This window comes from Bacillus sp. H1a, assembly GCF_000633475.1.
GTDB lineage: Bacteria > Bacillota > Bacilli > Bacillales > Bacillaceae_G > Bacillus_A > Bacillus_A paramycoides.
Map to the genome: position 1 here is coordinate 33,392 of NZ_AYMH01000047.1, position 26,930 is coordinate 60,321.

At 35.4% G+C, this 26,930-nt stretch carries 32 protein-coding genes; 18 read left to right on the top strand and 14 right to left on the bottom strand.

Translation table 11 applies throughout. The features are described from left to right. Position 1: 1 nt before the first annotated feature. The 11 genes from U860_RS0122205 to U860_RS0122255 form a co-directional block, all read right to left on the bottom strand. On the bottom strand, positions 2–1,378 hold the full coding sequence (locus tag U860_RS0122205; protein WP_025150216.1) for a sucrose-specific PTS transporter subunit IIBC: 1,377 nt from the start codon (positions 1,376–1,378) through the stop codon (positions 2–4). A 136-nt stretch (positions 1,379–1,514) separates the two neighbouring features. Beyond that, entirely contained in the window at positions 1,515–2,501 is a 987-nt protein-coding gene (locus U860_RS0122210; protein WP_025150217.1) for a LacI family DNA-binding transcriptional regulator, read from the bottom strand. Between the two features lie 119 nt (positions 2,502–2,620). Beyond that, positions 2,621–2,836: a DUF1540 domain-containing protein gene (locus U860_RS0122215; RefSeq protein WP_002170469.1), complete on the bottom strand. Its 216-nt coding sequence runs from the start codon at positions 2,834–2,836 to the stop codon at positions 2,621–2,623. A gap of 63 nt (positions 2,837–2,899) precedes the next feature. Beyond that, a complete protein-coding gene (locus U860_RS0122220; protein WP_025150218.1) occupies positions 2,900–3,358 on the bottom strand; it encodes a thioredoxin family protein in 459 nt (152 codons plus the stop codon). A gap of 12 nt (positions 3,359–3,370) precedes the next feature. Then, positions 3,371–3,790, bottom strand: a complete 420-nt coding sequence (locus U860_RS0122225; protein WP_025150219.1) for a disulfide oxidoreductase — start codon at positions 3,788–3,790, stop codon at positions 3,371–3,373. A 164-nt stretch (positions 3,791–3,954) separates the two neighbouring features. Continuing rightward, positions 3,955–4,203: a YhdB family protein gene (locus tag U860_RS0122230; RefSeq protein ID WP_001195459.1), complete on the bottom strand. Its 249-nt coding sequence runs from the start codon at positions 4,201–4,203 to the stop codon at positions 3,955–3,957. 120 nt (positions 4,204–4,323) lie between these two features. After that, the gene (locus U860_RS0122235) at positions 4,324–4,833 is read right to left on the bottom strand and encodes a PCYCGC domain-containing protein (RefSeq protein WP_025150220.1); all 510 of its coding nucleotides are present in this window, start codon (positions 4,831–4,833) and stop codon (positions 4,324–4,326) included. Positions 4,834–4,887: 54 nt separating this feature from the next. Further along, the gene (locus tag U860_RS0122240) at positions 4,888–5,988 is read right to left on the bottom strand and encodes a GerAB/ArcD/ProY family transporter (protein ID WP_025150221.1); all 1,101 of its coding nucleotides are present in this window, start codon (positions 5,986–5,988) and stop codon (positions 4,888–4,890) included. A gap of 12 nt (positions 5,989–6,000) precedes the next feature. Then, the gene (locus U860_RS0122245; RefSeq protein WP_025150222.1) at positions 6,001–7,083 is read right to left on the bottom strand and encodes a Ger(x)C family spore germination protein; all 1,083 of its coding nucleotides are present in this window, start codon (positions 7,081–7,083) and stop codon (positions 6,001–6,003) included. Beyond that, positions 7,080–8,585 (bottom strand): spore germination protein, encoded by a 1,506-nt coding sequence (locus U860_RS0122250; protein ID WP_025150223.1) that lies wholly within the window; start codon positions 8,583–8,585, stop codon positions 7,080–7,082. Before U860_RS0122250 ends, U860_RS0122245 begins: the two co-directional genes overlap by 4 nt. A gap of 300 nt (positions 8,586–8,885) precedes the next feature. Next, positions 8,886–9,482 (bottom strand): hypothetical protein, encoded by a 597-nt coding sequence (locus U860_RS0122255; RefSeq protein WP_025150224.1) that lies wholly within the window; start codon positions 9,480–9,482, stop codon positions 8,886–8,888. A gap of 232 nt (positions 9,483–9,714) precedes the next feature. Here U860_RS0122255 and U860_RS0122260 point away from each other — a divergent pair, with 232 nt between their 5' ends. The 3 genes from U860_RS0122260 to U860_RS0122275 all read left to right on the top strand — a co-directional run bounded on the left by U860_RS0122260 (position 9,715) and on the right by U860_RS0122275 (position 13,181). Further along, on the top strand, positions 9,715–10,275 hold the full coding sequence (locus U860_RS0122260; RefSeq protein WP_025150225.1) for a nitroreductase: 561 nt from the start codon (positions 9,715–9,717) through the stop codon (positions 10,273–10,275). A gap of 116 nt (positions 10,276–10,391) precedes the next feature. After that, positions 10,392–11,807: a stage V sporulation protein SpoVR gene (gene spoVR, locus U860_RS0122265; RefSeq protein WP_025150226.1), complete on the top strand. Its 1,416-nt coding sequence runs from the start codon at positions 10,392–10,394 to the stop codon at positions 11,805–11,807. A gap of 111 nt (positions 11,808–11,918) precedes the next feature. Then, a complete protein-coding gene (locus U860_RS0122275; protein ID WP_025150227.1) occupies positions 11,919–13,181 on the top strand; it encodes a neutral/alkaline non-lysosomal ceramidase N-terminal domain-containing protein in 1,263 nt (420 codons plus the stop codon). Between the two features lie 126 nt (positions 13,182–13,307). On the opposite strand, the gene U860_RS0122280 is transcribed toward U860_RS0122275, so the two are convergent. Next, positions 13,308–13,781, bottom strand: coding sequence for a MarR family transcriptional regulator (locus U860_RS0122280; protein WP_025150228.1), 474 nt, complete (start codon positions 13,779–13,781; stop codon positions 13,308–13,310). 145 nt (positions 13,782–13,926) lie between these two features. On the opposite strand from U860_RS0122280, the gene U860_RS0122285 reads away from it, so the two are divergent. From U860_RS0122285 to U860_RS0122350, 14 genes are all read left to right on the top strand, one after another. Then, positions 13,927–14,511, top strand: a complete 585-nt coding sequence (locus tag U860_RS0122285; protein ID WP_025150229.1) for a DUF3238 domain-containing protein — start codon at positions 13,927–13,929, stop codon at positions 14,509–14,511. 135 nt (positions 14,512–14,646) lie between these two features. After that, positions 14,647–15,231 (top strand): DUF3238 domain-containing protein, encoded by a 585-nt coding sequence (locus U860_RS0122290; RefSeq protein WP_025150230.1) that lies wholly within the window; start codon positions 14,647–14,649, stop codon positions 15,229–15,231. Positions 15,232–15,581: 350 nt separating this feature from the next. After that, positions 15,582–16,082, top strand: coding sequence for a GNAT family N-acetyltransferase (locus tag U860_RS0122295; protein ID WP_025150231.1), 501 nt, complete (start codon positions 15,582–15,584; stop codon positions 16,080–16,082). 355 nt (positions 16,083–16,437) lie between these two features. Further along, entirely contained in the window at positions 16,438–18,102 is a 1,665-nt protein-coding gene (gene cdr, locus U860_RS0122300; protein ID WP_025150232.1) for a CoA-disulfide reductase, read from the top strand. A gap of 237 nt (positions 18,103–18,339) precedes the next feature. Next, positions 18,340–18,603 (top strand): metal-sensitive transcriptional regulator, encoded by a 264-nt coding sequence (locus U860_RS0122305; RefSeq protein ID WP_002170484.1) that lies wholly within the window; start codon positions 18,340–18,342, stop codon positions 18,601–18,603. Between the two features lie 88 nt (positions 18,604–18,691). After that, positions 18,692–19,261, top strand: coding sequence for a sulfurtransferase TusA family protein (locus tag U860_RS0122310; protein ID WP_025150233.1), 570 nt, complete (start codon positions 18,692–18,694; stop codon positions 19,259–19,261). Between the two features lie 42 nt (positions 19,262–19,303). Continuing rightward, positions 19,304–20,434 carry an MBL fold metallo-hydrolase gene (locus U860_RS0122315; protein ID WP_025150234.1) on the top strand — a complete coding sequence of 377 codons (1,131 nt, stop codon included), beginning with the start codon at positions 19,304–19,306 and terminating at the stop codon, positions 20,432–20,434. 38 nt (positions 20,435–20,472) lie between these two features. After that, positions 20,473–20,700: a sulfurtransferase TusA family protein gene (locus U860_RS0122320; RefSeq protein WP_025150235.1), complete on the top strand. Its 228-nt coding sequence runs from the start codon at positions 20,473–20,475 to the stop codon at positions 20,698–20,700. A 25-nt stretch (positions 20,701–20,725) separates the two neighbouring features. Beyond that, positions 20,726–20,953: a sulfurtransferase TusA family protein gene (locus U860_RS0122325; RefSeq protein ID WP_025150236.1), complete on the top strand. Its 228-nt coding sequence runs from the start codon at positions 20,726–20,728 to the stop codon at positions 20,951–20,953. 63 nt (positions 20,954–21,016) lie between these two features. Then, complete coding sequence (locus U860_RS0122330) at positions 21,017–21,364, top strand: hypothetical protein (RefSeq protein WP_025150237.1); 348 nt, start codon at positions 21,017–21,019, stop codon at positions 21,362–21,364. 170 nt (positions 21,365–21,534) lie between these two features. After that, positions 21,535–21,903: a rhodanese-like domain-containing protein gene (locus tag U860_RS0122335; protein WP_025150238.1), complete on the top strand. Its 369-nt coding sequence runs from the start codon at positions 21,535–21,537 to the stop codon at positions 21,901–21,903. A gap of 16 nt (positions 21,904–21,919) precedes the next feature. Beyond that, on the top strand, positions 21,920–22,216 hold the full coding sequence (locus U860_RS0122340) for a rhodanese-like domain-containing protein (protein ID WP_025150239.1): 297 nt from the start codon (positions 21,920–21,922) through the stop codon (positions 22,214–22,216). Between the two features lie 66 nt (positions 22,217–22,282). Beyond that, a complete protein-coding gene (locus tag U860_RS0122345) occupies positions 22,283–22,762 on the top strand; it encodes a DsrE/DsrF/DrsH-like family protein (RefSeq protein ID WP_002170492.1) in 480 nt (159 codons plus the stop codon). Between the two features lie 32 nt (positions 22,763–22,794). Beyond that, entirely contained in the window at positions 22,795–23,568 is a 774-nt protein-coding gene (locus U860_RS0122350) for a sulfite exporter TauE/SafE family protein (protein WP_025150240.1), read from the top strand. Between the two features lie 187 nt (positions 23,569–23,755). Here U860_RS0122350 and U860_RS0122355 read toward each other — a convergent pair whose 3' ends face one another. Beyond that, positions 23,756–24,196: a hypothetical protein gene (locus U860_RS0122355; RefSeq protein WP_000642362.1), complete on the bottom strand. Its 441-nt coding sequence runs from the start codon at positions 24,194–24,196 to the stop codon at positions 23,756–23,758. Between the two features lie 140 nt (positions 24,197–24,336). Continuing rightward, the gene (locus tag U860_RS0122360; protein ID WP_115610338.1) at positions 24,337–25,617 is read right to left on the bottom strand and encodes an LCP family protein; all 1,281 of its coding nucleotides are present in this window, start codon (positions 25,615–25,617) and stop codon (positions 24,337–24,339) included. Positions 25,618–25,895: 278 nt separating this feature from the next. Here U860_RS0122360 and U860_RS0122365 point away from each other — a divergent pair, with 278 nt between their 5' ends. Further along, entirely contained in the window at positions 25,896–26,894 is a 999-nt protein-coding gene (locus U860_RS0122365) for a YhdH/YhfP family quinone oxidoreductase (protein WP_025150242.1), read from the top strand. Positions 26,895–26,930 lie beyond the last annotated feature (36 nt).

Genomic DNA, 26,930 nt, shown 5'->3' on the forward strand with positions numbered 1-26,930 from the left:
GTTATTTACTTTCTTTATATAAAATGAATGTGGCAACAAAAGCCGTAATAACTGCAATAGCGAAGCCGATTACATAGTGAATCACATTCATCATGCCAAGAGGTGCAACAATTGTAAGCATTGGAATACCTGTTAGACCATATGCATTCGCTGCAACTTGCATCCAAACAACGTAAGCGCCTCCAATTGAGCCGCCAATAGCTGCTGCAATAAATGGTTTACCAAGTTTTAAATTGACACCAAAAATAGCTGGTTCTGTAATTCCTAAAAATGCAGAAGCTGCTGCTGGAATTGCGATTTCTTTCGTTTTTTTGTTTTTTGTTTTGAAATAAACTGCTAAAGTAGCTCCGCCTTGAGCAACATTCGCCATTGACCAAATAGGGAGTAAGAAATTGACACCGATATCTTTATTTGCGAGTAAGCCAGCTTCAATAGCGTGGAAGCTATGGTGTAAGCCAGTAAGAACGATTGTTGAATATAGACCACCGAATATAAGTCCAGCTACTGGTCCTGCAAATTGATAAATTGTATTTAAAAGGTACGTAATACCGTCACCGATTTTATATCCAATTGGTCCGATAATAATAAGTGATAAAAAGCCAGTTATAATAATTGTTAAGAACGGTGTAACTAATAAATCTAAAGAGTTCGGAACGCGTTTTCGGAGTTCTTTTTCAATTGTGCTCATAACATATACGCATAATAAAATAGGTAAAACAGTGCCTTGATAGCCAATCATATCAATATCCATACCAAGGAAATGTAAAACAGTTGGTTTTGCGTTTGAAAGAGTCCAAGGGTTCGTTAAGCTTGGGTGAGTTAATATGCCACCAACAACTGCACCTAAGAAAATATTTCCGCCAAATTCTTTAGCAGCGCTAACACCGATTAAAATAGGTAAAATAATGAAAGCTGCACTTGAGAACATATCAAGCAATTGGATAAGTGAGTGATCGCCAGGAACTAATTTAAACGCTTTCAACATTCCGAGTAGACCCATAAGTAAACCGCTTGCGACAATAGCTGGAATGATTGGAACGAAAATATTGGATAATGTTTTTGCAAGTCGAGCGAGCGGGTTCATTTTTTTCTTAGGAATATCGTTTGATGCTGTAGAATCAAGTTCGGTCATTCCAGTTAGTTTTGAAAATTCATCATATACTTTGTTTACTACACCAGTTCCAAAAATAATTTGATATTGCTCAGTCGTTGCGAAAGCACCTTTAACCCCATCGATGTTTTCGATTTCTGCTGCGTTTATCTTTGTTTCATCTTTTAGTACAAGACGAAGGCGAGTAGCGCAATGTGTAGCGCGAATAATGTTTTCTTTTCCGCCGATGTTCTGTAAAACTTGCGTTGCGATTTGTTTCATATTCATAAAAATTCCCCCTTACTAATACACTTTTTATTTATGGAACCGGTTCCGTTTTTAGTTAAAATAAAAAACAGGGACGTGATGCGAAAATCCTGTTTTTAAAATATGGAACCGGTTTTAATTTTATTATAGAGCGCCTTTAAATTTTGTCAACGCTTTCTTGAATTTTTAATGTATAGCGAGAGTGTAATATTTTAGGAATTGTTTTATTTTCAACAAGCTGCGAAAGGGAAGTAGCAGCAAGCTTACCAGCATATTCATAGTCAAATGCGATTGTCGTTAAGCTAGGGTGTACCATTTCAGAAATATCATATCCGCCGAATCCTGCTACAGATATGTGATTTGGTATAGAAAGGTGATTAGAATGAATTATTTTCATTGCTCCAAGAGCGATATTATCTGTAGCACATACGATAATAGTGGGACGGTTGTGATCTAAAATATGCTGTACTTGTTTCATCGCATCTTCAATATTGAAGGTTGTTTCGTAATAAGAAATGCTGCAAGTAGGATCTAAATTTTCAATTGCTTTTTGAAAACCATTTTCTCGATTTACACCAACAGAAATATCATTTTTTTCCACTCCTAAATAGGCGATATGACGGTGACCTTGTGATAATACGTATGCTCCTAGCTCATAAGCAGCATCATAGTCATCATGAACGAGGCAATATTGATCCTCATATTCTTGACCAACAAATAAAATAGGGGTAGTAGAGTTAGCGATGATGTGTTTATGCTCTTTTGTTAAAGTTTTTGTTAATAAAATTATGCCAGCTACTTTTTGTTTTATAAAGTTTTCCATTGCTTGAATTTCCGTTTCAATTTTTTGATTCGCATTTGCAACAAGCATCTGATAGTTGTTTTCCCGTAAAGCATTATCAATACCCATAAGTGTTTTCGTTGTAGCGAAAGAGTCTAATCGGGGGATAATAACACCAATTAAATTTGTTGTTTTCGCTTTTAAACTTTGCGCAAATGTATTAGGAGAAAAATTTGTTTCTTGAATAATACTTTCAATTTTTTGTTTTGTTTTATCACTTACATAGCCGCCGTTTAAGTAACGAGAGACAGTACTCTTTGCAACTCCAGCTAATTTGGCGATATCTGCAATTGTTTTAGCCATAGTATTCCACCTTTATATTTATAAAAAAATGTTAATTTTATTATAGGGAGAATTAAAGGTTACGTAAACAAGAAGAGAGGAAGAAAAAACCACCTCACGTATATGAGGTGGAATAAGTGTTAATATTTTGGCTTGAATGTTTGACAACAAGTTTCTACACTCGTCGTTACAGAGCTTTCAAGTGTCTCATTTGTTAAAGTTGCGCTTGTGTAAGAATCGTTTTCAATTTGATCTGCTTGTTGTGCATCGGGTTGAACAACGATTGCACTTGCTTGACAAAAGTTACCTTGTCCCCAAAATGAGCAATTGGAAACAGAGCATCTTACTTCTGGCATAAAATCCCCTCCTTATACATTAGTGTGGGATTTTACACCCATTTCATGTATAGAAGGAGTTTCCTATTCTTGTTTTGTCTTTTCGAACCATTTTGTAAATGCTTCTTTTGATTGTTCTCCGCTAACACGGCTCACTTCTTTACCGTCTTTAAAATGAATGATTGTTGGAGTACCTTGAATTTTATAATCATCCCAAGGAGCGTCCAATTTTTCGATATCCATAACTTTCATATCGATATTTAAATCTTTTGCAAGTGGTACGACAATAGGAGATATTTTTTGGCAATGAACGCAAGATGTTTGATAAAAGTATACTGTTTGTTCTTTTTTCTCTTCTAAATTTTTCTGAAGATCTGGAAGAGCGATTTTATTTGTATAGTAGTCCGTACTGTTTGTTTGGCTAGTACTATTATTATTAAGCTTTTGACTTGTCGATGCGTTTTTTTCTTCCATTTGTGTTACACCATAGATTGCTGCAAATAAGACGATAATAATACCGCCAAATATAAGCATTTTTTTCATTTTTTCATCTCCTTATTTGTTTTTAATTACAATAAAGCTACAAATAGCGATTGTGATAAAGCCGATCAGTGCTAAAAACGGGATTGTCACAAAGCCGAACCAGTTTATGTATTCTCCCGTACAAGGTACGCGTCCGCAAGCTGCTCCTGCAGCTGATAGTGCTGAAATTTTTTGGATTGCATAGTGATATAAAGAAATACAAGCACCAATACTTGCAATTGGTAAGGAATAACTTGCAATACGATAATCTTTTTTTACTACAGCAATGCCGAGCCATAAAACGAATGGATACATAAAGATGCGTTGATACCAACAAAGGACACAAGGCTCAAATTTCATGATTTCGGAAAAGTATAGGCTACCTAGCGTAGCAATAAAAGAAGCTCCCCATGCAGTAAATAAAGCATATTCTTGCTTTTTTTCTCGTTCCATATTTTATACCTCTCTTATAATAGTTACATACTAAATTATAGTATGAAGTGGTAGAGAAAAGAAAGAGAAAATATGTTTATCAATAAAAGTTTTGTAAAAGGAAACTTTTATTGATATGAAAATGTTCAAAAAAGCGCCATTCTCTGAGAGAATAGCGCTATATTTTACATTTGAATTTGCTCTACTTCTTCTACATGTGACTTTTGTGATGCATGGTCAATATATTGAAATAGAAGCTGCAATTGTTTATCAACTTCAGGTAATTCTTTGCTATATTGGTAAGCGTGAAGGAAATGTTCAATACGCTTAGAAAATAACTGATCATTCGTTTGAACCATTAGAACGAGTAATTTATCCCAATTACAACAATACGTGTAATAGAGAGCTTTGTCATAGTCGTTATATGTTTGCACTGTGTACCCTCCTTACCGAGGAGTTATATATAGTGTGTGACAAGCAAGGAGAAATACACTTGAAAGAATTTGTTAAGAAAAAAGGTGAATGAAAAGAAAAAACGAGGTATCTCCTCGTTTTTAAGCTTTTGGCATTGGCGTAGGGGTTGGTCTTCCATATCCTTCTTTATATTTATTATCAATGTATTTACGAATTTCAAGCGTTGATTTTCCTTTTTGTTTCATCGAAGCGGATTCAACTGCAATTTCTAGGCAATTTACACAAGTTGTTGCATGGGAATCCCAAACAACTTCACCATTCTTTTTGATTTCACGAATAAAGCAATTTTTATTATTTTTATGTCCTACACTTTCGCCGCAACCGCAGTAACAAGGAATCCAATCTAATAATTCAGCATTTTGTCCAGCGACAGTGTAGATGTCTTTCATTTGTGGATCAAGCTTATCTAGGAAGGTTGGGAGTGTGTCGACTCCTTTTGTCTTTTCTTGAATGTCAGTTTGCTGAGTATGTGATGCATGGTCATGCTCTTCTTTTGATTCAGAAGACTTTTTTTCATTTGTACCAGTACTCCCGCATCCAGTAAGAATTAGGCTAAGTACTGCAAGTAAAGAAAATACATATTTTTTCATCTGCTTGTCCCCTTTACAAATGTATTAATAAAATTGTATCAGACTGAAGCACACCTAGGGAGAAGTTTTTTTTGAACGATTTTTGAAGTGCCATCGCAGTGAATGGAATAGAAATAAAATCGGTATATAAACGTATACGATATATAAGCCAGCCTTTGATAGTACTGTATTTAATGTATTAATACTCTCACGGTTTGTGAAAAATAGGGATGAGATAAATACAGTTACAATAAAAAGTGGCAATGTAATTTTAAATGGTACATGAAAAGAACGCTTAATAGTACGGCAAGAAGACCAAATCGTTAAACAAAGGTTAGGTAAAATAATAAGGAACCATACGAATATAATTATGTATTCAAATCGCTGAATAAAGGGAATTTTAATGATTTTTAGCATCGTTAATGTAGGCCAAATTGTGTGGTGCAGCTGTCCTTGACTATAGTACATAAGGGAAACGATTGCTAATAATACGTATAAAATAGTTGTAAAAGCAATCCCGCCATGTGCCCACTTATTTAATGATTTATCTTTTTTTATAAGAGGGTAAAAGATAAGGATTGCTTCAAATCCAAGAAATTCTAATGCAGATGCTTTTGCTGAAGTTAGAATTTCTACAGGTGAATGAGTAAGAATGGGAAAAATGTTGCGAACATGTGCGTATTTCATTGGGAATACTAAAAAAAGTATTACGAAAATCGGTATTATGACGCCCCAAAAACATATGCCTGTTACAGAACGAAAGCCACCCCTAATTACGTAGTAAGTTACAAGTAAAAACAGTAAAGTTAATTTCCACGGTTTAATTGTAGGAAAGACCCAAACTTGAATGACTTCAATATATGTACGAAGAACCGTAAGGCAAAATAATAGAAGGTACGCAGCAAAGCACACGGAAAAAAATGTTCCAATCCACTTTCCGAAACAGGTCGTATGAATATTCATTAAATCATTATCTTTTTCTAACATTTTAAGCATGCAAAATAACACGATATGAGTTGCAATGCCCGCAACAATAAGAGAAATCCAAGAATCATAACCGGCATATTGCGCAATAATTCTTTGGTATCCTAGCACGCCTACTCCGATTTGAAGGGAGTGTAATAGAAGAAATGCGAAATAAGGGGAAACAGTATATTTTTTATTTTGTTCAGCCATTATAGCACCTCACTATTCTCCGATACCAGATTGCACGACATTGATTTGAACATGAACAGCAACGTCTACATTAGGGTACATTTCTTGAATTTGTTTTATCGTCCATTTTCTTGAATGGCTACGAATTTCTTCTCTTATACCTATTGGATCAACTTCTTTTTTTTGGAATTGTTTTATTAATTCGTTTAAATGTTTCTCAAGTGTTTTTTCTACATGTTTTTTTATGTAATTTATATTTTCGTTCTTCGCTAAGTCAAGCCAGCTCGGAGCGCTTTTTATGAGTCCATTTAATTTGAGTTGAATATGAACTTTTGGCATATTACCAGTATCGGAAAGATAGCAAACGCTCTTTCCAGATAAGTTTTGAGTGGCAATTAATCCTTTGTGGTTACCTTTCTGTATTGGAACTTCGTAACGACCATTTTTAGTTGGATTAATGAGTAATTTGAATAAAAAACATTCTTTTTTATCCGTGTACATAACTACTTTATCCTTTTTTAAAAAAGCGAGTCCTTTAATGGAAGCGGATTGATCTTCATCAAGCTTAATATAAGGGAGAAATGGATCGCATCCTGATGAATAAAAGTTATATAAAAAAATATTTAAAGCAGTCCGCGGAATCGTTTCATTTTCTATGTTTTGCTCAAGTAAGTCAGAGAGATATAGTGATCCATTTGTTTTAACATGTTTGAGCAGTTTTTCTGTGGAACCATCTACAAGTGCTAGTTGAACATCTCGACCAATATTAGAATCACGCTGCAAATTATTTATAATATCGCCAATTCCTTGTTCGCCAAATGATTTTCCAAAAAGGACAACACGCATTTGACCTACAGCGATCGTATGAGGTGATTTTGCATTTAGTCGTGAAGAAATAGTTTCAATTGTCCCTGCAGTAGTTGACTGGGTTTCCGGTTTTGACTGAACGCCTTTTGTGTAATCGGGATATAAAATAGTTCCGCGAAATTGTTTGTCTTTCGTTATATCAAATCCACCTACATGAATCATTCGCTGTGTGTCTACTATATTCGGTTGTGTACAGCCTGATTGGAAAATTAACAGGATAATGGAGAAGCACAGTAAAATGTTTTTCATTTTTCCTCACCATCACGTTTTTCTTTCGCTTTGTTTGGATTATAGCGCCATTTAGACTTTGGCCTAAGAAAAGAAGACCTTTGTGCAGTTTGGCTAAATGGTAAGCGGAGAAAGCCTTCCGCTGTACCTAAACCACGAAATGGATATAAGGGTAATAAATAAGGTGATCCAAGTGACTTTAATTTAATTAAATGAGCCAAAATAAATACAAATCCGACAATAAGACCTAACCCTCCAAATGCCCCGGCTAAAAGAATAAGCGGGAATCGTAACAACCGGATAGTAGAAGACATTTTGACAGTCGGTGTTGTGAAAGACGCGAGCGCAGATAACGCAACCGCAATTAATAAAATAGTGCTCGTTAAAGCAGCCTCAACAGATGCTTGTCCAATTACGATTCCTCCAACAATACCAATCGTTTGTCCAACTTTAGTCGGTAAGCGTGCTCCGGCTTCGCGAAGCAATTCAATTGTAATTTCTAAAAAAAGCGCCTCTAAAACAGGTGGAAATGGTACGTTAGCTCTAGAATAAATAATAGGCCCAAGTAAATCAGCCGGGATCATTTGATAGTGATACGTTAATACAGCTGTGTAAATAGCTGAAGAGAATAAAGAGAATGCTGCTCCGAAAAAACGAACTATTCTAAGAAATGAGCCTGCTATCCAGGGTAAATAATAATCTTCTGGAGAGACGAAGAAATCGAGCAATGTCGCTGGTCCAGCTAATGCATATGGTGAACCGTCTGTTAAAATAACAACCCCTCCATTCAGTAAGGCGTAAACGGAGCGATCTAAGCGCTCGGTAGGTAATAATACAGGGAAGGGTGAGTTACTGTTATCGCTAATAAACTGTTCAATCATAGTTGCATCAAAAGGAACATCAAAGTCAATGTCTTGCAGGCGCTGCATTGCAGTATTGACGTGCTGTTCATTCGTAATGCCTTCGATGTAAGCAACTACGACCTTTGTTTTTGATATAGAGCCAACTACAACTTCTTTGAAAACTAATTGCTCCGTTACAATATTTCGGCGAAGTAAGTGTGTATTCGTATCAATATTTTCAACAAATCCGATTTTTGGACCAATTACACTATATTCATTTTCGGTATCGTTATATAATCGTGTACCTACAACTGAACTTTCGGCACGAATAAGTGCATATTCTGCTGAGCGAGAATCATTTTTTAGCTGTATGAGTACATACCCACTTAATAATTTTTCACGAATATCATCAATAGAAGGGCCGGTGATAATCTCCTCAAGTGTGACGATATTTGCTATGTCACTTATATTTTTAATGTGATCTAATTCTCTTTTTATAGGTGTTAAAATGAATCGATTAATGAGGAGTGATTCAGCTGTAGATTTATAATAAAACAAACATAACGTCCCATCTTCTACGATGTTATAAGAAACGAAATCACTAGACCCTTTCATAGTGTGGATAAATTCTGGAATGGAACGGATTGTTTTTTTACTCTTTTTAGACGAAGAACGAAACATTTTCTCACCTCTTACATACATCATTTACTTATGTTAGTTTTTGGGAAAGGCGGGAATTTATACTTGAAAATTAGAAAGAAAAATTAAAAGGAGCGGATTGATATAAAGTAAAACTTTAATCAGTGGGGGGGGGGTTCATCCCTCACTGATTATCAGCCTTCACCAATCGGGCTTTTACGGGCAGTTGATCTCCCACCTAACTCCTTTGCTTTACGGCCGAATTTTGAGGTGGGAGTCTTACTGCCCGTTAATGCGGGATAAAAAAGGAAGGGTAATGAGTACCTCTTCCTTTTTGTCGTATTAATTTGTTTTCTTTTCTTTAATAGACTTCACTAATTTAATCATTTCTGGTCGTATATCTTCTTTTTTTACATTTAATTTTTCTGCAATTTGTTTAATGTTCATTCCATCTTTTTTCATTTTCAGTACATCATCGAGAGGGGTATTACTTTTTTGAGCGATGATTGTTAACACCGCGAGATGACGTAAGCCGATGTTATACTCTTTCATTTTTTGTTTTAGCTGATCAGGTGTAGATTTGTGCATGTTTGCTAGCTCTTGTAGCAATGCTTTTTTCGTTTCTTTATTCATATGATGCTTTTTCAATTTACTTGGGTCTACACCGAAATGCTGTGCCGTTTTCTCCCAAGATTTATTTTGTTTATAGTAAGTTAAAACGTCTTTAATTTCTTTTTTGCTTATTCTTGCAATGTGGGCAGCTTTCCATATTTCATGTTTGTTATAGCCGAGTTTTTCGAGTGACTTCATTTCTTCTTCTGAAATAGGCTTATGATGGTGCATTGTTACTTCTTTTGGTGTGGCAGCGGAAGCAGGGAAGACCGTTACTCCACATAATAATGCTGCCATAGTCATACTTACTGCGATTTTCTTGTACATATAAATTCCTCCTAGATGGATAATGTGGAAAACTTTACACATATCATTTCCATAAAATGTGAAAAACTTGTGAACAAGTTAAGTTTTTTTATTCACAGTATGAAATAAAGTTTTTATTAGTTTTCCAACATAAAACATTGATTAATAGTGAAAAACTAGGTTATAATCGAAATTGAAAATCAATATCAATAATAAACTTATACATATAGATAAAAATAAGGGAGAGAAAAATATGACGACATATACTTCCATCGCAAGCGTTATTAAAGAAAGACGTTCTGTTCGTACATTTACAGATAAAGCAGTAGAAAAAGAGCTATTAATTGAACTATTAAACGACGCAACATGGGCACCAAATCATAAACACCGTGAGCCATGGAATTGTAAATTATACATTGGAGAAGGCCGTCAGAAATTAGTAGACGCAGTATTAAACTCTTTCACAGAAGAAGAAAGAGCGAAACGCGGCAAAATTTTATCTGACCGTTTCTTAAGCACACCTGCACAAATCGTTGTTTACATTGATGAAGATCCACGTCAAATTCAACGTGACGAAGATTACGCGGCAACATGTGCATTTATGCAAAACTTCCAATTGCTTGCTTGGGAGCGCGGCTTAGGATGTGTTTGGAAATCAGGTGGATTAAACTACAATCCACTATTTATAGAAGGAATCGGTTTAACAAGAGGCCAACGCATTGTTGGAATTCTTCATATCGGCTATTTCGATAAAGCACCAGAAGGAAAAGCGCGTACACCGATTACGGAGAAGATGGAGATTATTGAAGGATAATTGGAAAAAGGCATTCTCGTTTTTGCGAGGGTGTCTTTTTATTATGCAATCAATCCTCATGAAAGCTTGTTCCTCATCATACACTTTCTTAAGGGAAAGTGTAAGGAGGGAAAATAATGAGAGCAAGTGACGATAAAGAACTGCAATATGCGATTGCGGAAATTACTGAAATTGCGACTGGATTTGGGCTTGATTTTTATCCGATGCGTTATGAAATATGTCCAGCGGAAATTATTTATACATTTGGTGCATACGGGATGCCGACGAGGTTTTCACATTGGAGTTTTGGAAAGCAATTTTTCAGAATGAAATTACAATACGATTTGGGACTTAGTAAAATTTATGAACTCGTTATTAACTCTGATCCATGTTACGCCTTTTTATTAGATACGAACGCTTTAATTCAAAATAAACTAATCGTGGCGCACGTTTTAGCGCACTGTGATTTCTTTAAAAATAATATTCGGTTCTCTAATACGAAAAGGGATATGGTGGAGAGTATGGCGGCAACAGCGGATCGTGTGAAAGCATATGAGCATAAGTACGGAAAGGCAGAGGTAGAAACATTTTTAGATGCCGTACTCGCTATTCAGGAACATATTGATCCGTCACTAATGCGTCCGAAACTTGCATGGAGTATTGATGATTTAGAAGAAGAAGTAGAAAAGAAAAAGGCATCACAATACGATGATTTATGGAATTTAGATAACCGAAATAAAAAACAAGAGCGCTCTAATATACGTAAAAAGAAGAAAATTCCGCCGCAACCAGAGAAAGATTTACTCCTCTTTATTGAAGAATATAGCCGTGAGTTAGAAGATTGGCAGCGCGACATATTAACGATGATGCGTGAGGAAATGTTATACTTCTGGCCACAGCTTGAAACGAAAATCATGAACGAAGGCTGGGCTTCCTTCTGGCATCAACGCATACTTCGTGAAATGGATTTAACATCTGATGAAGCAATTGAATTTGCGAAATTAAACGCAGGTGTCGTACAGCCATCAAAAACAAGTATTAATCCATACTACCTCGGTATTAAAATGTTTGAAGACATTGAAGAACGCTACAACAACCCGACAGAAGAAATGAAGCGACGCGGTGTAAAACCAGGTTCTGGTCGTGAGAAAATCTTTGAAGTACGGGAAATTGAATGGGACGTATCATTCCTAAGAAACTACTTAAATAAAGAACTCGTAATGCGAGAAGATATGTACTTATTCCAGCGCCAAGGAAAAGAATATAAAGTAATTGATAAAGAGTGGGAACATGTACGCGATCAACTCGTAAATATGCGCACAAATGGAGGTTTCCCGTACTTAGTAGTAGAAGATGGAGACTACTTAAAGAATGGAGAACTGTACATTAAACATAGCTACGAAGGAATCGAGCTAGATTTAAAATACTTAGAAAAAGTATTGCCATACATTCATCAGTTATGGGGAAGAACGGTGCATATGGAGTCCTTTGTGGAGAGTAAGGGCGTTGTGTTTTCTTATGATGGGAAGATGGTGCATCGGAAGTATGTGTGATGTAATAAAAAGAACGGACAAAGAATTTCTTGTCCGTTCTTTTTATTTGGAAAATGGTAAATATGCTATTCTTGAAGAGAGGGCGTTACATAGAGAAATGGAGCGATTCAAATGAGCAAAATAGGGGTATGTAAGGTGGATATTACGCCGCCTTTAGGTATTGATTTTATCGGATATCATAGAGAAACAGGGATTAATAATATTGAAGAGCGTATTTACGGGACAATCTTTGTATTTGAAAAAGATGAAGTGAAGACGGTGTTTATAAGCATTGATAATATTGGGATGTTAGTAGAAGATACGAATATTATTCGTGAACGAGTAGCTAGTGAGCTTCATGTATCATTTGAGCAAATAACAGTTGTTTATACACATACACACTCTGGTCCGGAAACAGTCGGTGATCACCCTTTAATAAAGTCGTATAAAACGATTTTACTAAATAATGTAGTGCAGGGTGCTGTTACTGCAAATAACAACATGAGGTCATGTGAAGTTGGATGGGGTGTTACGACAGGTGATATTGGAGTAAACCGAAGAGAGAGAACATCTGATGGAAAAGCAAAGATGGGTACAAATATAGATGGTATTGTAGATAAAAGAATTGGTGTTTTAGCAATGAGAGATGCTGAATCAAAGGAGCTATCTGGGATTGTAGTATTTTGTACTGCGCATCCGAATGTTTTAAAAGGGGATAGTGATGCATTATCAGCGGATTATCCTGGAATGACGAGAGAGATTCTTGAGGAAATATTAAACTGTCCTGTTATTATTGTTCAAGGTGCAGCTGGAAATGTGAATGCGAAGTACCGAGGTTCGAAGGAAGCATTAAAACAAATGGCTTACGTACTTAGTGGACATGTATTAATGATGCTACCAACAGTTACATATAGCCCAATTGTAAATCTAAGAACGATTTCGAGTACGATGCAAATGAAATTGAAGGATATTCCTGAAATTGAAGAGATAAAGAGAATGGCTCGATTAGCTGAAAAGCAGTGGGGCGTGAATACGGATGAATGGCTTACTATCGTTTTAAATAAATATAAGCAAGATATTCGGCAGTTAAGTATAGATTTAGAAGTTCAACTGTTTCAAATTAATGATGGGATGTTCTCTGGAATACCGATGGAACCTTTTTCAGAAACTGCTTTAGAAATGAAAGAGAGTTTTCAAAATGAACTAGTTTTCTTTGGTGGATATACGAATGGATATATTGGTTATTTACCGACAAGTGAAGAGCTTATATATGGTGGATACGAAGTTGAATTAAATCCGGTTGTGTATGGGCCGGTTACAAACTTGTTGATGCCACCTGAGGAGAATACGGCGGAGTTGGTTGTGAAGAGAGTTATGGAATTATATAATGCGTAAAAAATGTTATCTCATATATTTTGAATACAATTTAAAGAAACTAATGATTTTTAATACAACTGTAGAAAACGAATCCATTTTGAAAAAGACTAATCAAAATGGATTCATTTTTTATATGGATTTTGTTTACCAAACAGGTCGTATGCTCGATGCTAATTTGCCTGTATTTTCTTTAGTAACGAATGTTGTTAAATCTTCTTTGAGCATTTGCATTCGCTCTGCACCTATGTTTTCAATCCATCGCTGCTCTATTTCAGCTACTATTTCTTCTTTTGCTTTCATTACTGACAAACCACGTTCGGTTAGAACAATGATTTTACCTCTTTTATCAGTAGGGTGCGTTTTGCGCATAACGTAGCCACTATTCTCAAGAGAATCGACCATTTTACTTACAGCTTGCTTAGAAACCCCTAAATATTCAGCTAGTTCTATACCGGTTGCTCCATTTGGAAGGATGCGTTTGAACATAAAACCATGTGCTGGCCTAATATCTTCAAATCCCAATTCACTTAATCTGTCATGTAGTTCAGTGATTAATGTACTGAAGGATAATGACAAAAGTGAAGTAAGATCTAATTCGTTAAATGTTTGATGATCCATGTATATAACCTCCTTACTTATAGTCAATTAAATTGACTATAAGTAAAATCTATTGTACTATACGGAATATAGTCAATCAAATTGACTATATTGTGGTACTAGAACAAATAATGATTTATCTAAATAGAAATAATGGAGGTTTCACATGGTTAATATTGTTAAAATTAGAGGGAGTGTATTTGCGCCGTATGCTTTGCTGAAACCTATTAAGGATCCTGCAACAGGAAGGGTTTTTGAATATGCCGGAGATGCACGTGAATTTACACCGTACGCTGTGAACACAAAGCGTTCAAGATTAGAGCAAGAAGTGAATATTGATTTTTATAAAAGAGAAATTTTCACATATGCAGATGCTTGTATCGTCACTGTGAAAATTACAAATCCAGATGGCTCAATTGAGTATCAAAAAGGACAAACAAGTACAGAAAACATTGTATGTACTAATATTGCATGGAGTGAGGATGAGGTTTCATTTGAAATGAGAGCAAGTGCCAGCAATCCGTTAGACGCGGCAGCACCTGCAGCTGATTATTTTTTGACTATACGAGTTAGTAAGAGTGGTGCTGTGCATGTTGAAGGTTTACATGATGGTTTCCCTTGCTATGAATTTTATAAACAAATAGACTTTGGTTCATTTGAATTAATATATACACATGATTTCAGAGAAACGGATGATACCCCAGCAGCACTAGCTGGAGAAATGGAATATAGCTTTAAAACGACAATCTAGATATAAATATAGCGCTATTTTTAAGAAGGAAGTAGCAAACGTAAAAGAGAAAGCATTTGATTATGGGGCCGAAATGGTGGTCTGTTTTATTCAATAGTATGCAGTATCTAAAATAAAATTATAGAGGTGTTTCTTATGACTAATATCGTTAAAATTAGAGCCAACGTATTTATTCCAATGTCTTGGACAGAACCTAAGAAAGATGTACAAACAGGGAAAGTAATTCAATTCGAAGGTGATTCACGGGAATTTACACCGCATGCGGTAAATACTATGCGCTCTAGAGTTGAGCAAGAGGTAGTAGTAGATTTTTATAAAGAAGAAGTGTTTTCATATGCAAACACAGGTATTACGACGGAAAAGGTTACGAATCCAGATGGTTCTGTGAATAAAAGAACAGGAAAAGCGAGTACCGAAAATATTGTGTGTACTGATATTGTATGGAATTCTGACAGTGTACAATTCAAAATGAGTGCAAGCGCTAGTAATCCATTAAATGTATATGCACCTCCTGTAGATTATTTATTAACTGTATGTGTTAAAAAGGATGGTAGCATAGATATTCAAGGAGAACACGATGGATTCCCTTGTTTTGAATTTTATAAGCAGGTAGATTTCGGTTCATTTGAACAAATTTATAAACATGATTTTAGAGAAACTGGTGATACAGCTGCAGCGTTAGGTGGAGACATGGATTATAGTTTTGCAAAGAGATTATAGGAAATATGACAAATTACTTCATTCGTAAATGAAATTCAGCCGTCAAAAATAAGTATTACCCCATACTACGTCGCCTTTAGGCATGGATTTAATCATACAGAAAGCTATAGAACTATACAGAAAAGAGCTTGGAGATGTTTAAACAGACTATAATGAGAAGCGGATACTATGTCCAATATAAGGGCATATATCCGCTTTTTTCTTACATAGCTGATATTTATAAACAAATATGAGTTACTTCGGTAACTCTTTTTCTTCTTCAACTAACGAAGCAGGATAGTTGAAGAAGGAATTTCTCTAAACTTTGAAGAATTTATATTCAAAAATATGTTAAGGGGCTTGTGAATTATATGGAATCCATTAGCAAAAGCGAAGTGAAGCTACGAGATATCACAGAGGAAGATCTTCCTATCTTTTATGAACAACAACTAGATTCAACGGCTAACTATATGGCTGCTTTTACAGCTAAAGACCCCACTGATAAGGACGCATTTTTTGACCATTGGACAAAAATTATCGCTGACGAGACCATCACAATTAAGACTATATTATTTAATGGCATTGTCACTGGACACGTCTCGAACTTTGAACAGTTCAGCGAACCCGAAGTAAGCTACTGGATTGGGAAGGAATATTGGGGTCAAGGTATTGCAACTAAAGCGTTGTCAGAGTTTCTGGAGTATATTAAGGTACGCCCACTTTATGCTCGTGCCGCTAAAGATAACCTCGCCTCCATCAGGGTATTGGAAAAATGCTGGTTTAAAATCATCTCTGAAGATAAGGGGTTTTCCAACGCAAGAGGCAAGGATGTTGAAGAATTTATTTTAAAGCTTGAACCTTTTGATATGTAATTTAATACCGTAATACTATTGGAGTGGTTCTTGACTAAAAAACCTTCTGTTATTTAACTAACGGGTGCGTTAGTTAAACAAGAATCAAAAAGGATCTTCAACGGAAGATCCTTTTTGATTTCTACATAATATACATGAATATTTTGTTAGAGTCCTTATAAATTAAGATTTTTTTCAATTTAGGTCTTGATAAAGATGTCTAGGTTCTTTTTTTTTATTTGTTTCGAATTTGTGAAAGAAAGAGATATATATTGAAAATAATTTTTGTATATTTTATTATATACCCATACGGGTATGAGTTATGTGTATGGGTATACGAGAATTTAAAATAATAAATAATATGGAGGTTTGAAATATGTCTAGAAAAATTGTTGTAGTAGGTGGAGTTGCTGGTGGAGCATCAGTAGCTGCAAGACTTCGTCGTTTAAGTGAAGAAGATGAAATTATTATGGTTGAGCGCGGTGAATATATTTCATTTGCAAATTGTGGATTACCATACTATATTGGCGGTGTAATTACAGAAAGACAAAAATTATTAGTGCAGACAGTTGAAAAGATGTCAAAGCGTTTTAATTTAGATATACGTGTATTAAGTGAAGTCGTAAAGATTAATAAAGAAGAGAAAACAATTACTATAAAGAATGTAACTACAAATGAAACATATAACGAGGAATATGATGTTTTAATTCTTTCACCAGGGGCGAAACCAATTGTTCCACCTATTCCGGGTATTGAAGAAGCAAAGGCGTTGTTTACATTACGAAATGTACCTGATACAGATCGTATTAAAGCATACATTGATGAGAAGGAACCACGTCATGCGACGATTATTGGTGGAGGATTTATTGGAGTGGAAATGGTTGAAAACTTAAGAGAACGAGGAATTGATGTTACTCTTGTAGAGATGGCAAATCAAGTGATGCCACCGATCGATTATGAAATGGCAGCATATGTACATGAGCATATGAAAAATCACAATGTTGAGCTTGTTTTTGAAGATGGTGTGGATGCATTAGAAGAGAACGGGACTGTTGTACGTTTAAAAAGCGGTTCAATAATAAAGACTGATATGATTATTTTAGCAATTGGTGTACAACCAGAGAGTAGTTTAGCGAAGGATGCAGAATTAGAACTAGGAGTTAGAGGAACGATAAAGGTAAATGAGAAATTTCAAACATCGGACCCACATATATATGCAATTGGTGATGCGATTGAAGTGAAAGATTTTGTTACAGAAACAGAAACAATGATTCCTTTAGCGTGGCCAGCTAATCGTCAAGGTCGCATGTTAGCAGATATTATTCATGGTCATACGGATTCTTTATATAAAGGTACGATGGGAACTTCTGTGGCTAAAGTTTTTGATTTAACAGTTGCTACGACTGGAGTAAATGAGAAAATATTAAAACGATTAAATATACCCTATGAGGTAGTACATGTACAGGCAAATTCTCATGCAGGGTACTATCCAAATGCTACGCCAGTGCTAATAAAATTAATTTTTAATAAAGATAGCGGGAAAATTTACGGAGCACAGGCTTTAGGACGTGACGGGGTAGATAAGCGTATCGATGTTATTGCAACGGCAATGAAAGCAAATTTAACTGTAATCGATTTACCGGATTTAGAATTATCATATGCACCCCCGTATTCTTCTGCAAAAGACCCAGTAAACATGGTGGGGTATGTGGCAAGTAATATAGTAGATGGTTTTGTGGACACGGTACAATGGCATGAAATAGATCGTATTGTTGAAAATGGTGGATATCTTATTGATGTTCGAGAGCCTAATGAACTAAAACAGGGAATGATTAATGGTTCTATTAATATTCCGTTAGATGAATTACGTGATCGTTTGGATGAAGTGCCAGTGGACAAAGAAATATATATTACTTGTCAACTTGGTATGAGAGGGTATGTTGCAGCGCGTATGTTAATGGAAAAAGGATATAAGGTAAAGAATGTAGATGGCGGCTTTAAATTATACGGGACAGTATTACCAGACCGTATTGTATATTGATGTTTATCCTAATAAGTACGGGCAGTGAATCCTCTAATTTAATAATTGGTGGGAGATTGCTGCTCGTAAAATTCAGCTTTGTATAGGCTCAAAAAATAAGGATAGAAGTCTCACGATATGCTTTTTTCACATTTAGGTTAAAAAATTTAAATTAGGGCTTTACGAAATACCCTGCAGGGTATAATATATTGTCATAAGCTATAAATAGTGACATAATGGTAATGAGGTGATTATAGAATGGAATATAATCAAGATATAAAAAATCGATTAAAGCGTATTGAAGGGCAAGTTCGTGGTGTGCTTCGTATGATGGAAGAAGGAAAAGATTGTAAGGAAGTAATCACACAATTAACTGCTTCTCGTTCTGCATTGGATCGCTCGATTGGATTAATTGTGGGAACAAATTTGGAACAATGTTTACGTGAACAGTTTGAAAAAGGTGATGGTTCCAATGAGGATCTTATTAAAGAAGCTGTTCAATTACTAGTAAAAAGCCGATAATCTGTCAAACTTATTTGTTGACAGATTTTAAATAACATTTTAATATACCCGTACAGGTATATGTATATTTTTTGAGGGGGAAGTCAATATGAGTATAAAGGTAGATACACATTTAGATTGTAAAGGATTAGCATGTCCGATGCCGATTGTGAAAACAAAAAAGGCGATGGAGGCATTACAATCTGGGCAAGTGATTGAAATAGAAGCAACAGATAAAGGCTCTACAGCAGATTTACAAAGTTGGGCCAATAATGTTGGTCATCAATATATAGGTACAAAGCAAGAGGGAGATACTTTAAAACATTATGTAAGAAAAGCGAGTACGCAAGAAATAAACGAAGTAGTAAAATATGCTCATACAGTAACGAATGAGGTACTACAAGAAAAGGTATTAGCTGATGAAGAATGCATTATTTTAGATGTAAGGGAAGAAGCTGAGTATGTATTTGGACACATCCCATCTGCAATTTCAATTCCATTAGGTGAGTTAGAAGAAAAACAAGGTGTTTTAAGTCAAACAAAACCAATATATGTTGTTTGTCGGACAGGAAATCGCAGTGATCTTGCTTGTCAGCTATTGGAGAAGCAAGGGTTTAACAATGTTAAGAATGTTATTCCTGGCATGCTGCATTGGAATGGAAAGATAGAAAAAAGATAAGGAAAAAATTTTAAACATAAATATACCGTAGGGGGTAATAGAATGAAGGTTAAACATTTAGCAGCAAAAGATGTTGCAGAAAAGGTTATGTTTGAGGAGTTATTTATTTTAGATGTACGTAATGAAGCGGATTATGAAAATTGGAAAATTGAAGGGAAAGAAGTTACTTCAATGAATGTGCCGTACTTTGATTTATTAGAGGGTATAGATCATATTGTAAGTGAATTACCTAAAGATAAAGATGTTTTAGTAGTATGTGCAAAAGAAGGGTCTTCTATATTTGTGGCAGAGCAATTAACAGAGGCTGGATTAGAAAATATTTATTATTTAGCTGGTGGTATGAAGGCTTGGAGTGAATATGTAAAGCCTATAAAAGTTGGGGATTTAAAAGATGGCGGAAGTATGTATCAGTTTAACCGCCTTGGAAAAGGTTGCTTATCATATATGGTCATTTCTAAAGGAGAAGCAGCTGTTATTGATGCAGTACGAACAGTTGAGGCATATGAGGAATTTGCAAAAGAACAAGGTGCTGTAATTACAAATGTAATGGATACACATTTGCATGCCGATCATATTTCAGGAGGTCGTAAGTTAGCTGAGAAAGTAAATGGGACGTATTGGTTACCGCCAAAAGATGCGGAAGAAGTTGTATTTTCTTACGAACCACTTGTAGAAGGTGCTGTAATTACTGTTGGGGAAACAAAGATTGATATCGAAGCAATCTATTCGCCGGGACATACGATTGGTAGTACTTCATTTATTGTAGATGATGAGTATTTATTATCAGGGGACATTTTATTCGTAGATTCGATTGGGCGTCCGGATCTTGCTGGGAAAGCTGAAGATTGGGTAAGTGATTTACGTAATACTTTATATAGCCGATATAAAGAACTATCTCAAAGTTTAATTGTGTTGCCGGCTCATTATTCAAAAATAAGTGAAATGAACGAGAGTGGGATTGTTAGCTCAAAATTAAAAGATTTATTTGAGTATAATGCAGGATTAAATATTGAGGATGAGGGAGAGTTTCGTAAAGTTGTAACAGAGAATTTACCACCTCAACCGAATGCATATCAAGAAATTCGTCAAATAAATATGGGGCAATTAAACCCAAGTCAAGAAGAAGAGCGTGAAATGGAGATTGGTCCAAACCGTTGTGCTGTTCATGATTAATTCGATTTCAAATGAAATAAAAATGGGAGGTATATAAGATGAATGCAAAGCAAGTATTAGATGTAAAAGGATTAGCGTGTCCAATGCCAATTGTAAAAACAAAGAAGGCGATGGAGACATTACAATCAGGTGAAGTGTTAGAAGTACACTTAACAGATAAAGGCGCGATTAAAGATATTCCAGCATGGTCAAAAACAGGCGGTCATGAAGTGTTAAAACATACGGAAGAAGAAGGCGAATTAAAGTTTTGGATTAAGAAGGCTTAATTATAAAAAAGTGGAGGTATATAAGATGAATGTGAAAGAAGTATTAGACGTAAAAGGATTAGCATGTCCAATGCCAATTGTAAAAACAAAGAAGGCGATGGAAGCATTACAATCAGGAGAAGTGTTAGAAGTACACTTAACAGATAAAGGTGCAATTAAAGATATTCCAGCATGGTCACAAAAAGGCGGTCATGAAGTGTTAAAACATACGGAAGAAGAAGGCGAATTAAAGTTTTGGATCAAGAAAGCATAATATTTCAATGATAAGAGGAGGGTATTCTCTGCTCATTATTAGAAGTAAAGAGGATAATCATATATGTTTTATATAGTCATACCCATAATAGTATTGATAATGGGAAATATATTAAAACGTTACGTTCCTGTTTTACATGTTGCACATATTTCAATAGAGCAAGTAAGACAAAGTGAGGATGTTATTGTTATAGATGTGCGTGACTATGTAGAGAGTCACGGTAATCATACGTCTAAAATTATGTGTATACCGTATGCGTATTTAAAGCGGTACTATTATGAAATACCAAATAAACCGATACATCTTATTGTTCATAATAAAGTAGATCGAAATTTAAGTGTTCGGTTTTTAAACAAGAAGGGGTTTTGTATTCAAAGTTATAGTGTAGCGACGAATAAAGTGAAACTTTAATCAGTGGGGGTTTTGTTCATCCCCCACTGATTATTAGCCCTCACCAATCGGGCGTTTACGGGCAGTTGATCTCCCACCTAACTTCTTTGCTCTAGCCGAATTTTGAGGTGGGTGTCTTACTGCCCGTTAATGCGGGATAAAAAAATATAACAGAAAGAGGCTATCATTATATGGATGGAAAGACAATATTGAATATAATCTTAATTATACTTGTAACTTGGTTTATCATTTCTCGTTTCTTACCAGCTAGAGGAGTAAAAAATATTTCAGGAAAAGAATTGAAGCGTATGATGGGGCAAAATAATAAACAATTTATTGATGTACGTACACCTGGTGAATATAGAGGAAATAATATTAAAGGGTTTCGGAATATCCCATTAAATGAACTGGCCAATAAAGCGAAACAATTAGATAAAAGTAAAGAAGTTATTGTTCTTTGTCAAAGTGGAATGAGAAGTAAACAAGCAGCGAAAATGTTAAAAAAACTAGGATTTCAATATATTACAAATGTTTCAGGCGGTATGAATGCTTGTAATTAAGAAGGAGATGGGAAACATGAAAGAAATGACTGCAAAAGAATTAGAAGAAAAATTGTTACGTAAAGAAGCAGTAAATATCGTAGATGTACGTGAAGTAGAAGAAGTAGCTGAAGGGAAAATTCCAGAAGCATGTAATATTCCACTAGGACTATTAGAATTTCGTATGCATGAGTTAAATAAAAATCAGGAATATATTATCGTTTGTCGTTCTGGAGGGAGAAGTGCAAGAGCAGTTCAATTTTTAGAAAGTTACGGTTTTCGAGCGATCAATATGGTAGGTGGTATGTTAGCTTGGAAAGGTAAAGTAGAATAGGGCGAAAATAAACGATTTTTTATAGGGGTTTAAATACCCCTATAGGTAATTTAGAGGAGGAACAACATGGAGCAACAGAAGAAAACAACAATTGTTTTATTTAGTGGAGATTATGATAAAGCGATGGCAGCTTATATTATTGCAAATGGTGCAGCGGCGTACGACCAAGAGGTGACTATTTTTCATACTTTCTGGGGCTTAAATGCCCTCAGGAAAGATGAGCATGTGAAAGTAAAGAAAACTTTTATAGAGAAAGTGTTTGGAAAAATGATGCCGCGCGGTGTGGATAAGATGGGATTATCAAAAATGAACTTTGCTGGTATGGGGCCCAAAATGATTAAAGGAATTATGAAGAAGCATAATGTGATGCCTTTGCCAGACTTAATTGATATGGCGAAAGAGCAAGGGGTTAAGCTTGTAGCTTGTCAAATGACAGTAGATTTATTAGGGTTAAAAGAGGAAGAGATTATGGAAGGGGTAGAGTTTGCAGGAGTAGGTGCATATTTAGCAGATGCTTCGGATGGGAATGTGAATTTATTTATTTAAATCACCTTCTTTTAGAAGACGGGGGATAACATATGAGTTTAACAGTACTGCTTTTTATTATTGGGTTTATAGGATCGTTTATATCAGGAATGGTTGGGATTGGCGGGGCAATTATTAATTATCCGATGATCTTATACATTCCGGTATTACTAGGATTTGCTGGCTATACATCACATGAAGTGAGCGGTATTACAGCGATTCAAGTGTTTTTTGCAACTTTTGCAGGTGCGTGGGCATATCGGAAAAGTAATGATATGGATAAAACGTTAGTTGTTTACATGGGAGCTAGTATATTAATAGGAAGCTTTGTAGGTAGCTTTAGCGCCAATCTATTAAATGAGCATACTGTAAATGTTGTTTATACAATATTAGCTACTATCGCGGCTATTATGATGTTTATACCGAGGCGAAACAACTGTGAGGATTCAGAAGGAACTATGTATAATAAATGGCTAGCTAGTATGTTAGCGTTTATTGTAGGCAGTGTTTCCGGCATTATTGGGGCTGGTGGTGCGTTTCTATTAATTCCGATTATGTTAGTTGTTTTAAAACTACCGATACGTACGACAATAGCAACATCTATCGCTATTACTTTTATTTCCTCGGTAGGGATTACTGCTGGGAAAGTGATTACGGGACAAGTAGTTGTTATCCCAGCCCTTATCGTTGCGGTAGCAAGTTTATTTGCCGCTCCGCTTGGAGTGAAAGTAGGGAAGAGAGTGAATCAAAAAGTTTTGCAATACGTATTGTCTGCTTTAATTGTAGGAACTGCGATAAAGATGTGGGTTGATATGATATCGAAATAAAAAGATGGTGCTGCTTGTAGCACCATCTTTTTATTTATCCCGCATTAACGGGCAGTAAAATTCCCACCTTAAAATTCGGCTGGAGCAAAGAAGTTAGGTGGGAGATCAACTGCCCGTAAACGCCCGATTGGTGAGGGCTGATAATCAGTGGGGGATGAACAAAACCCCCACTGATTATAGTTTCACTTTATGCCCAAATAACTTTCATTAAGTTCTTATATTCATCGTTCGCCAGTTTATATAGCATTCTCGTATGTTCAAAGACAAGTGCTGGATTAAAGTTTGGTTCTGAGAATGCAAGAGATGTTGAAATATCAATTGCATTTTGCTTGTTTAGTGTGAATTTTGCAAATCGATAAGATGTGTTTAATTCATTGATGACGTGTAAAATATCATTTGTTGATGTTGCATCAGGTACATGAGCAACATTGAAGCAGTATATATCCACAGTAGGATGTTCGTTTTGGAAAGCAGCGATAAGTTGAATTTTTGCGCCAGCTTCTGTCTCTAATCCTACTGAAAAATGAACAGAACCATCATTTTCATCTATATTTTCTTCCATGTATATATCGTTGGATTTTAAGTAGTCTTTAAAATCTGAAATGTTATGTTTTACTGCAGCTTTCATATGTATGAGCCCCCTGGTAATTGGAATAGATTACTACTATTTATTATAATTTAAAAATATTAAAAAAGATAGTTAGAAAGTTCTGATTTTTTATCTTAAAAAGGAAACCGCACTCTACCTCCATAGAGTACGGTTTCTTTTTATTCATTGTCATTAGACGATGTTTCTGTATCTTCACTGCTATTATCATTACGTTTGTTGTTACTTGATTCATGTTTGTTTGTATCCTCAGAGTCAGTTTCTTTCGTTCTCTCTGAGTTTGTTTTTTTCGAATCGGATGTAGATTCTTTCGTTTTCTCTGAATTTGTTTTTTTCGAATCAGAGTCAGATTTTGTATATGCAGGTAGCCCAAGGTGACTACGAAGTTCGTTTGTAAGATTAGCTAATTCTTTTTTATCTGGATTGTAGTAGTAAGTTCGACCACCACCAGGAGATTGACTACATGTGTCATCACCTTTTGCCATGTAACAGTCTTCACCTTGAATTTGTAATTTTTCAATAGTAGAATCTGATCCATATTTATAGAATGAAAGCATATCGTCGAATGTTAAGTTTGTAACGAATTGGCCGTTAATATCATCAATGATGTTACCAACTTTTGTTACGGATCCAACGCTTGTTAGTTTCTTTAAAATGGCTTCAATAACGAGTTGCTGACGTTGTCCACGCATCGCATCACTATCAATGTGTCGTGTTCTAGCTAGAGCAAGAGCCTCTTCGCCATTTAACTTTTGAACACCTTTTTTCAGGTGAATGGCCTCAGCATTATCATTGCTATCTTGTTCAGTGAATTCAACTGGTACATCAACTTCAATACCGCCTAAGTCATCGACGATTTTTATAAATGATTTAAAGTTAAATTTTACAAAGTAATCGACAGGAACATTCATTAAATTTTCAACTGCATCAATGCTTGCTTGTGGTCCACCATCTTTTCCATTTTTAGTAGAACCGAATGCATGAGCGTGTGTAATTTTATCTTTTTTCTTTTCTACTGGAATATAAGTATATGTGTCACGTGGAATACTTAATAGTTTAACAGTTTTGCTATCTTTATTAAACGTTGCAAGTAACAGTGCATCCGTTCTTATAGCCCCACCATATTCTTTCCCACGGACATCGCTTTCATCAACACCCATTATTAAGACAGAGACGTTATTTGTAATAGGTTTAACAGCTTTATCACGTAAATCAGATTTATCACCGCGCGCTAAATCGTGAGCGGCGTTTCGAACAGCAGAAGATGCTTTATTGACTAAAAACCAAGTATAACTGCCACCTACTATTAAAAATAATAGAATAACGCTTATAATAATTTTTGTTTTTTTCTTACTTTTATTCGGGTTGCTTCGTGTATTTTCTTGCAAAGATGGGTTTTGCTCCATTTCTTGTACTCCTTCATTTGGATTGAAATACGACACTCATATCCACTTATTATAATGAAATTTAGCGAAAAAAAACATTACAAATCATTTACATTTCGTAAAAATTCAATTTATTTATAAAAAGTCAGATTTTCTATATTTTATTTTTAGGATAAAGAATAAGTATAAGCTGTTTTAGTAGAAATGAAAATATGTATTGTGAGAAAGTGATAGAGAAGTAAGATTTGTTGAAATATAGCCAAGAAGAAGCGATTCGTTTTATAAGCATTTCTTATATAATAAAGAAGGATTTTATGGATGAAGGAGAGGGCATAATGAATCATACATCATTCCGAGCAATGGTCGTGGAAGAAAAGGAAAATAATCAATTTGAAAGAACCTTTGTTGATAGAGAAGTAAATAGTTTACCTGAAGGAGACGTATTAATACGTGTTCATTATTCTTCATTAAATTATAAGGATGCCCTTTCAGCTAATGGTAATAAAGGTGTAACGAGAACATACCCTCATACACCTGGTATCGATGCGGCAGGAGAGGTTGTTAGTAGTAGAAATGTCTCCTTTAAGGAAGGAGATCAAGTTATTGTAACCGGATATGATTTAGGTATGAATACTTCTGGTGGTTTCGGAGAATATATTCGCGTGCCATCATCTTGGGTCGTTCCTTTACCAGAAGGAATGTCTTTGAAGGAAAGTATGATGTATGGGACAGCAGGCTTTACAGCTGCTTTATCGGTATATAAGCTTATTAGAGCGGGAATTACGCCTAATATGGGAGATGTTTTAGTAACTGGTGCTACTGGCGGAGTAGGTAGTGTAGCAGTTAGTATTTTAGGGAAGTTAGGATATAACGTAGTAGGGTCAACTGGGAAAATGGAAGAAAAACAGATGCTACTACGTCTAGGAGCGAAAAAAGCTATTCATCGCGAAGAATTGGATGATAAGTCTGGGAAACCAATGTTGAAGGGTGTATACGCAGGTGTTATCGATACAGCTGGTGGGAACATGTTAGAAAGTTCTTTAAAGGTAGTTAAGTATGGAGGTTGTGTAACGACGTGTGGTAATGTAGCAGGGCATAAGTTAAATACAACTGTATACCCATTCATATTACGAGGAGTTAGCCTTCTAGGAATAGATTCAGTTCACTGTCCGGTGGATGTGAGAAGAGAAGTGTGGGCGTTATTAGCGACTGAGTGGAAAAATTCAAAGCTAGCATCTTATACAGAAGAATGTACATTAGAAGAATTAGATGAGAAATTTGCACTTATACTGCAAGGAAAGTTAAAAGGAAGAACAGTTGTAAATATGAAATGAAAAAAAGAGACGCTAATTTGAGCGTCTCTTTTCCTA

Coding starts and splice junctions, on each gene's coding strand:
- U860_RS0122205 (WP_025150216.1), bottom strand. CDS start 1,378: ATGAATATGAAACAAATCGCAACGCAAGTTTTACAGAACATCGGCGGA.
- U860_RS0122210 (WP_025150217.1), bottom strand. CDS start 2,501: ATGGCTAAAACAATTGCAGATATCGCCAAATTAGCTGGAGTTGCAAAG.
- U860_RS0122215 (WP_002170469.1), bottom strand. CDS start 2,836: ATGCCAGAAGTAAGATGCTCTGTTTCCAATTGCTCATTTTGGGGACAA.
- U860_RS0122220 (WP_025150218.1), bottom strand. CDS start 3,358: ATGAAAAAAATGCTTATATTTGGCGGTATTATTATCGTCTTATTTGCA.
- U860_RS0122225 (WP_025150219.1), bottom strand. CDS start 3,790: ATGGAACGAGAAAAAAAGCAAGAATATGCTTTATTTACTGCATGGGGA.
- U860_RS0122235 (WP_025150220.1), bottom strand. CDS start 4,833: ATGAAAAAATATGTATTTTCTTTACTTGCAGTACTTAGCCTAATTCTT.
- U860_RS0122240 (WP_025150221.1), bottom strand. CDS start 5,988: ATGGCTGAACAAAATAAAAAATATACTGTTTCCCCTTATTTCGCATTT.
- U860_RS0122245 (WP_025150222.1), bottom strand. CDS start 7,083: ATGAAAAACATTTTACTGTGCTTCTCCATTATCCTGTTAATTTTCCAA.
- U860_RS0122250 (WP_025150223.1), bottom strand. CDS start 8,585: ATGTTTCGTTCTTCGTCTAAAAAGAGTAAAAAAACAATCCGTTCCATT.
- U860_RS0122255 (WP_025150224.1), bottom strand. CDS start 9,482: ATGTACAAGAAAATCGCAGTAAGTATGACTATGGCAGCATTATTATGT.
- U860_RS0122260 (WP_025150225.1), top strand. CDS start 9,715: ATGACGACATATACTTCCATCGCAAGCGTTATTAAAGAAAGACGTTCT.
- spoVR (WP_025150226.1), top strand. CDS start 10,392: ATGAGAGCAAGTGACGATAAAGAACTGCAATATGCGATTGCGGAAATT.
- U860_RS0122275 (WP_025150227.1), top strand. CDS start 11,919: ATGAGCAAAATAGGGGTATGTAAGGTGGATATTACGCCGCCTTTAGGT.
- U860_RS0122280 (WP_025150228.1), bottom strand. CDS start 13,781: ATGGATCATCAAACATTTAACGAATTAGATCTTACTTCACTTTTGTCA.
- U860_RS0122285 (WP_025150229.1), top strand. CDS start 13,927: ATGGTTAATATTGTTAAAATTAGAGGGAGTGTATTTGCGCCGTATGCT.
- U860_RS0122290 (WP_025150230.1), top strand. CDS start 14,647: ATGACTAATATCGTTAAAATTAGAGCCAACGTATTTATTCCAATGTCT.
- U860_RS0122295 (WP_025150231.1), top strand. CDS start 15,582: ATGGAATCCATTAGCAAAAGCGAAGTGAAGCTACGAGATATCACAGAG.
- cdr (WP_025150232.1), top strand. CDS start 16,438: ATGTCTAGAAAAATTGTTGTAGTAGGTGGAGTTGCTGGTGGAGCATCA.
- U860_RS0122305 (WP_002170484.1), top strand. CDS start 18,340: ATGGAATATAATCAAGATATAAAAAATCGATTAAAGCGTATTGAAGGG.
- U860_RS0122310 (WP_025150233.1), top strand. CDS start 18,692: ATGAGTATAAAGGTAGATACACATTTAGATTGTAAAGGATTAGCATGT.
- U860_RS0122315 (WP_025150234.1), top strand. CDS start 19,304: ATGAAGGTTAAACATTTAGCAGCAAAAGATGTTGCAGAAAAGGTTATG.
- U860_RS0122320 (WP_025150235.1), top strand. CDS start 20,473: ATGAATGCAAAGCAAGTATTAGATGTAAAAGGATTAGCGTGTCCAATG.
- U860_RS0122325 (WP_025150236.1), top strand. CDS start 20,726: ATGAATGTGAAAGAAGTATTAGACGTAAAAGGATTAGCATGTCCAATG.
- U860_RS0122330 (WP_025150237.1), top strand. CDS start 21,017: ATGTTTTATATAGTCATACCCATAATAGTATTGATAATGGGAAATATA.
- U860_RS0122335 (WP_025150238.1), top strand. CDS start 21,535: ATGGATGGAAAGACAATATTGAATATAATCTTAATTATACTTGTAACT.
- U860_RS0122340 (WP_025150239.1), top strand. CDS start 21,920: ATGAAAGAAATGACTGCAAAAGAATTAGAAGAAAAATTGTTACGTAAA.
- U860_RS0122345 (WP_002170492.1), top strand. CDS start 22,283: ATGGAGCAACAGAAGAAAACAACAATTGTTTTATTTAGTGGAGATTAT.
- U860_RS0122350 (WP_025150240.1), top strand. CDS start 22,795: ATGAGTTTAACAGTACTGCTTTTTATTATTGGGTTTATAGGATCGTTT.
- U860_RS0122355 (WP_000642362.1), bottom strand. CDS start 24,196: ATGAAAGCTGCAGTAAAACATAACATTTCAGATTTTAAAGACTACTTA.
- U860_RS0122365 (WP_025150242.1), top strand. CDS start 25,896: ATGAATCATACATCATTCCGAGCAATGGTCGTGGAAGAAAAGGAAAAT.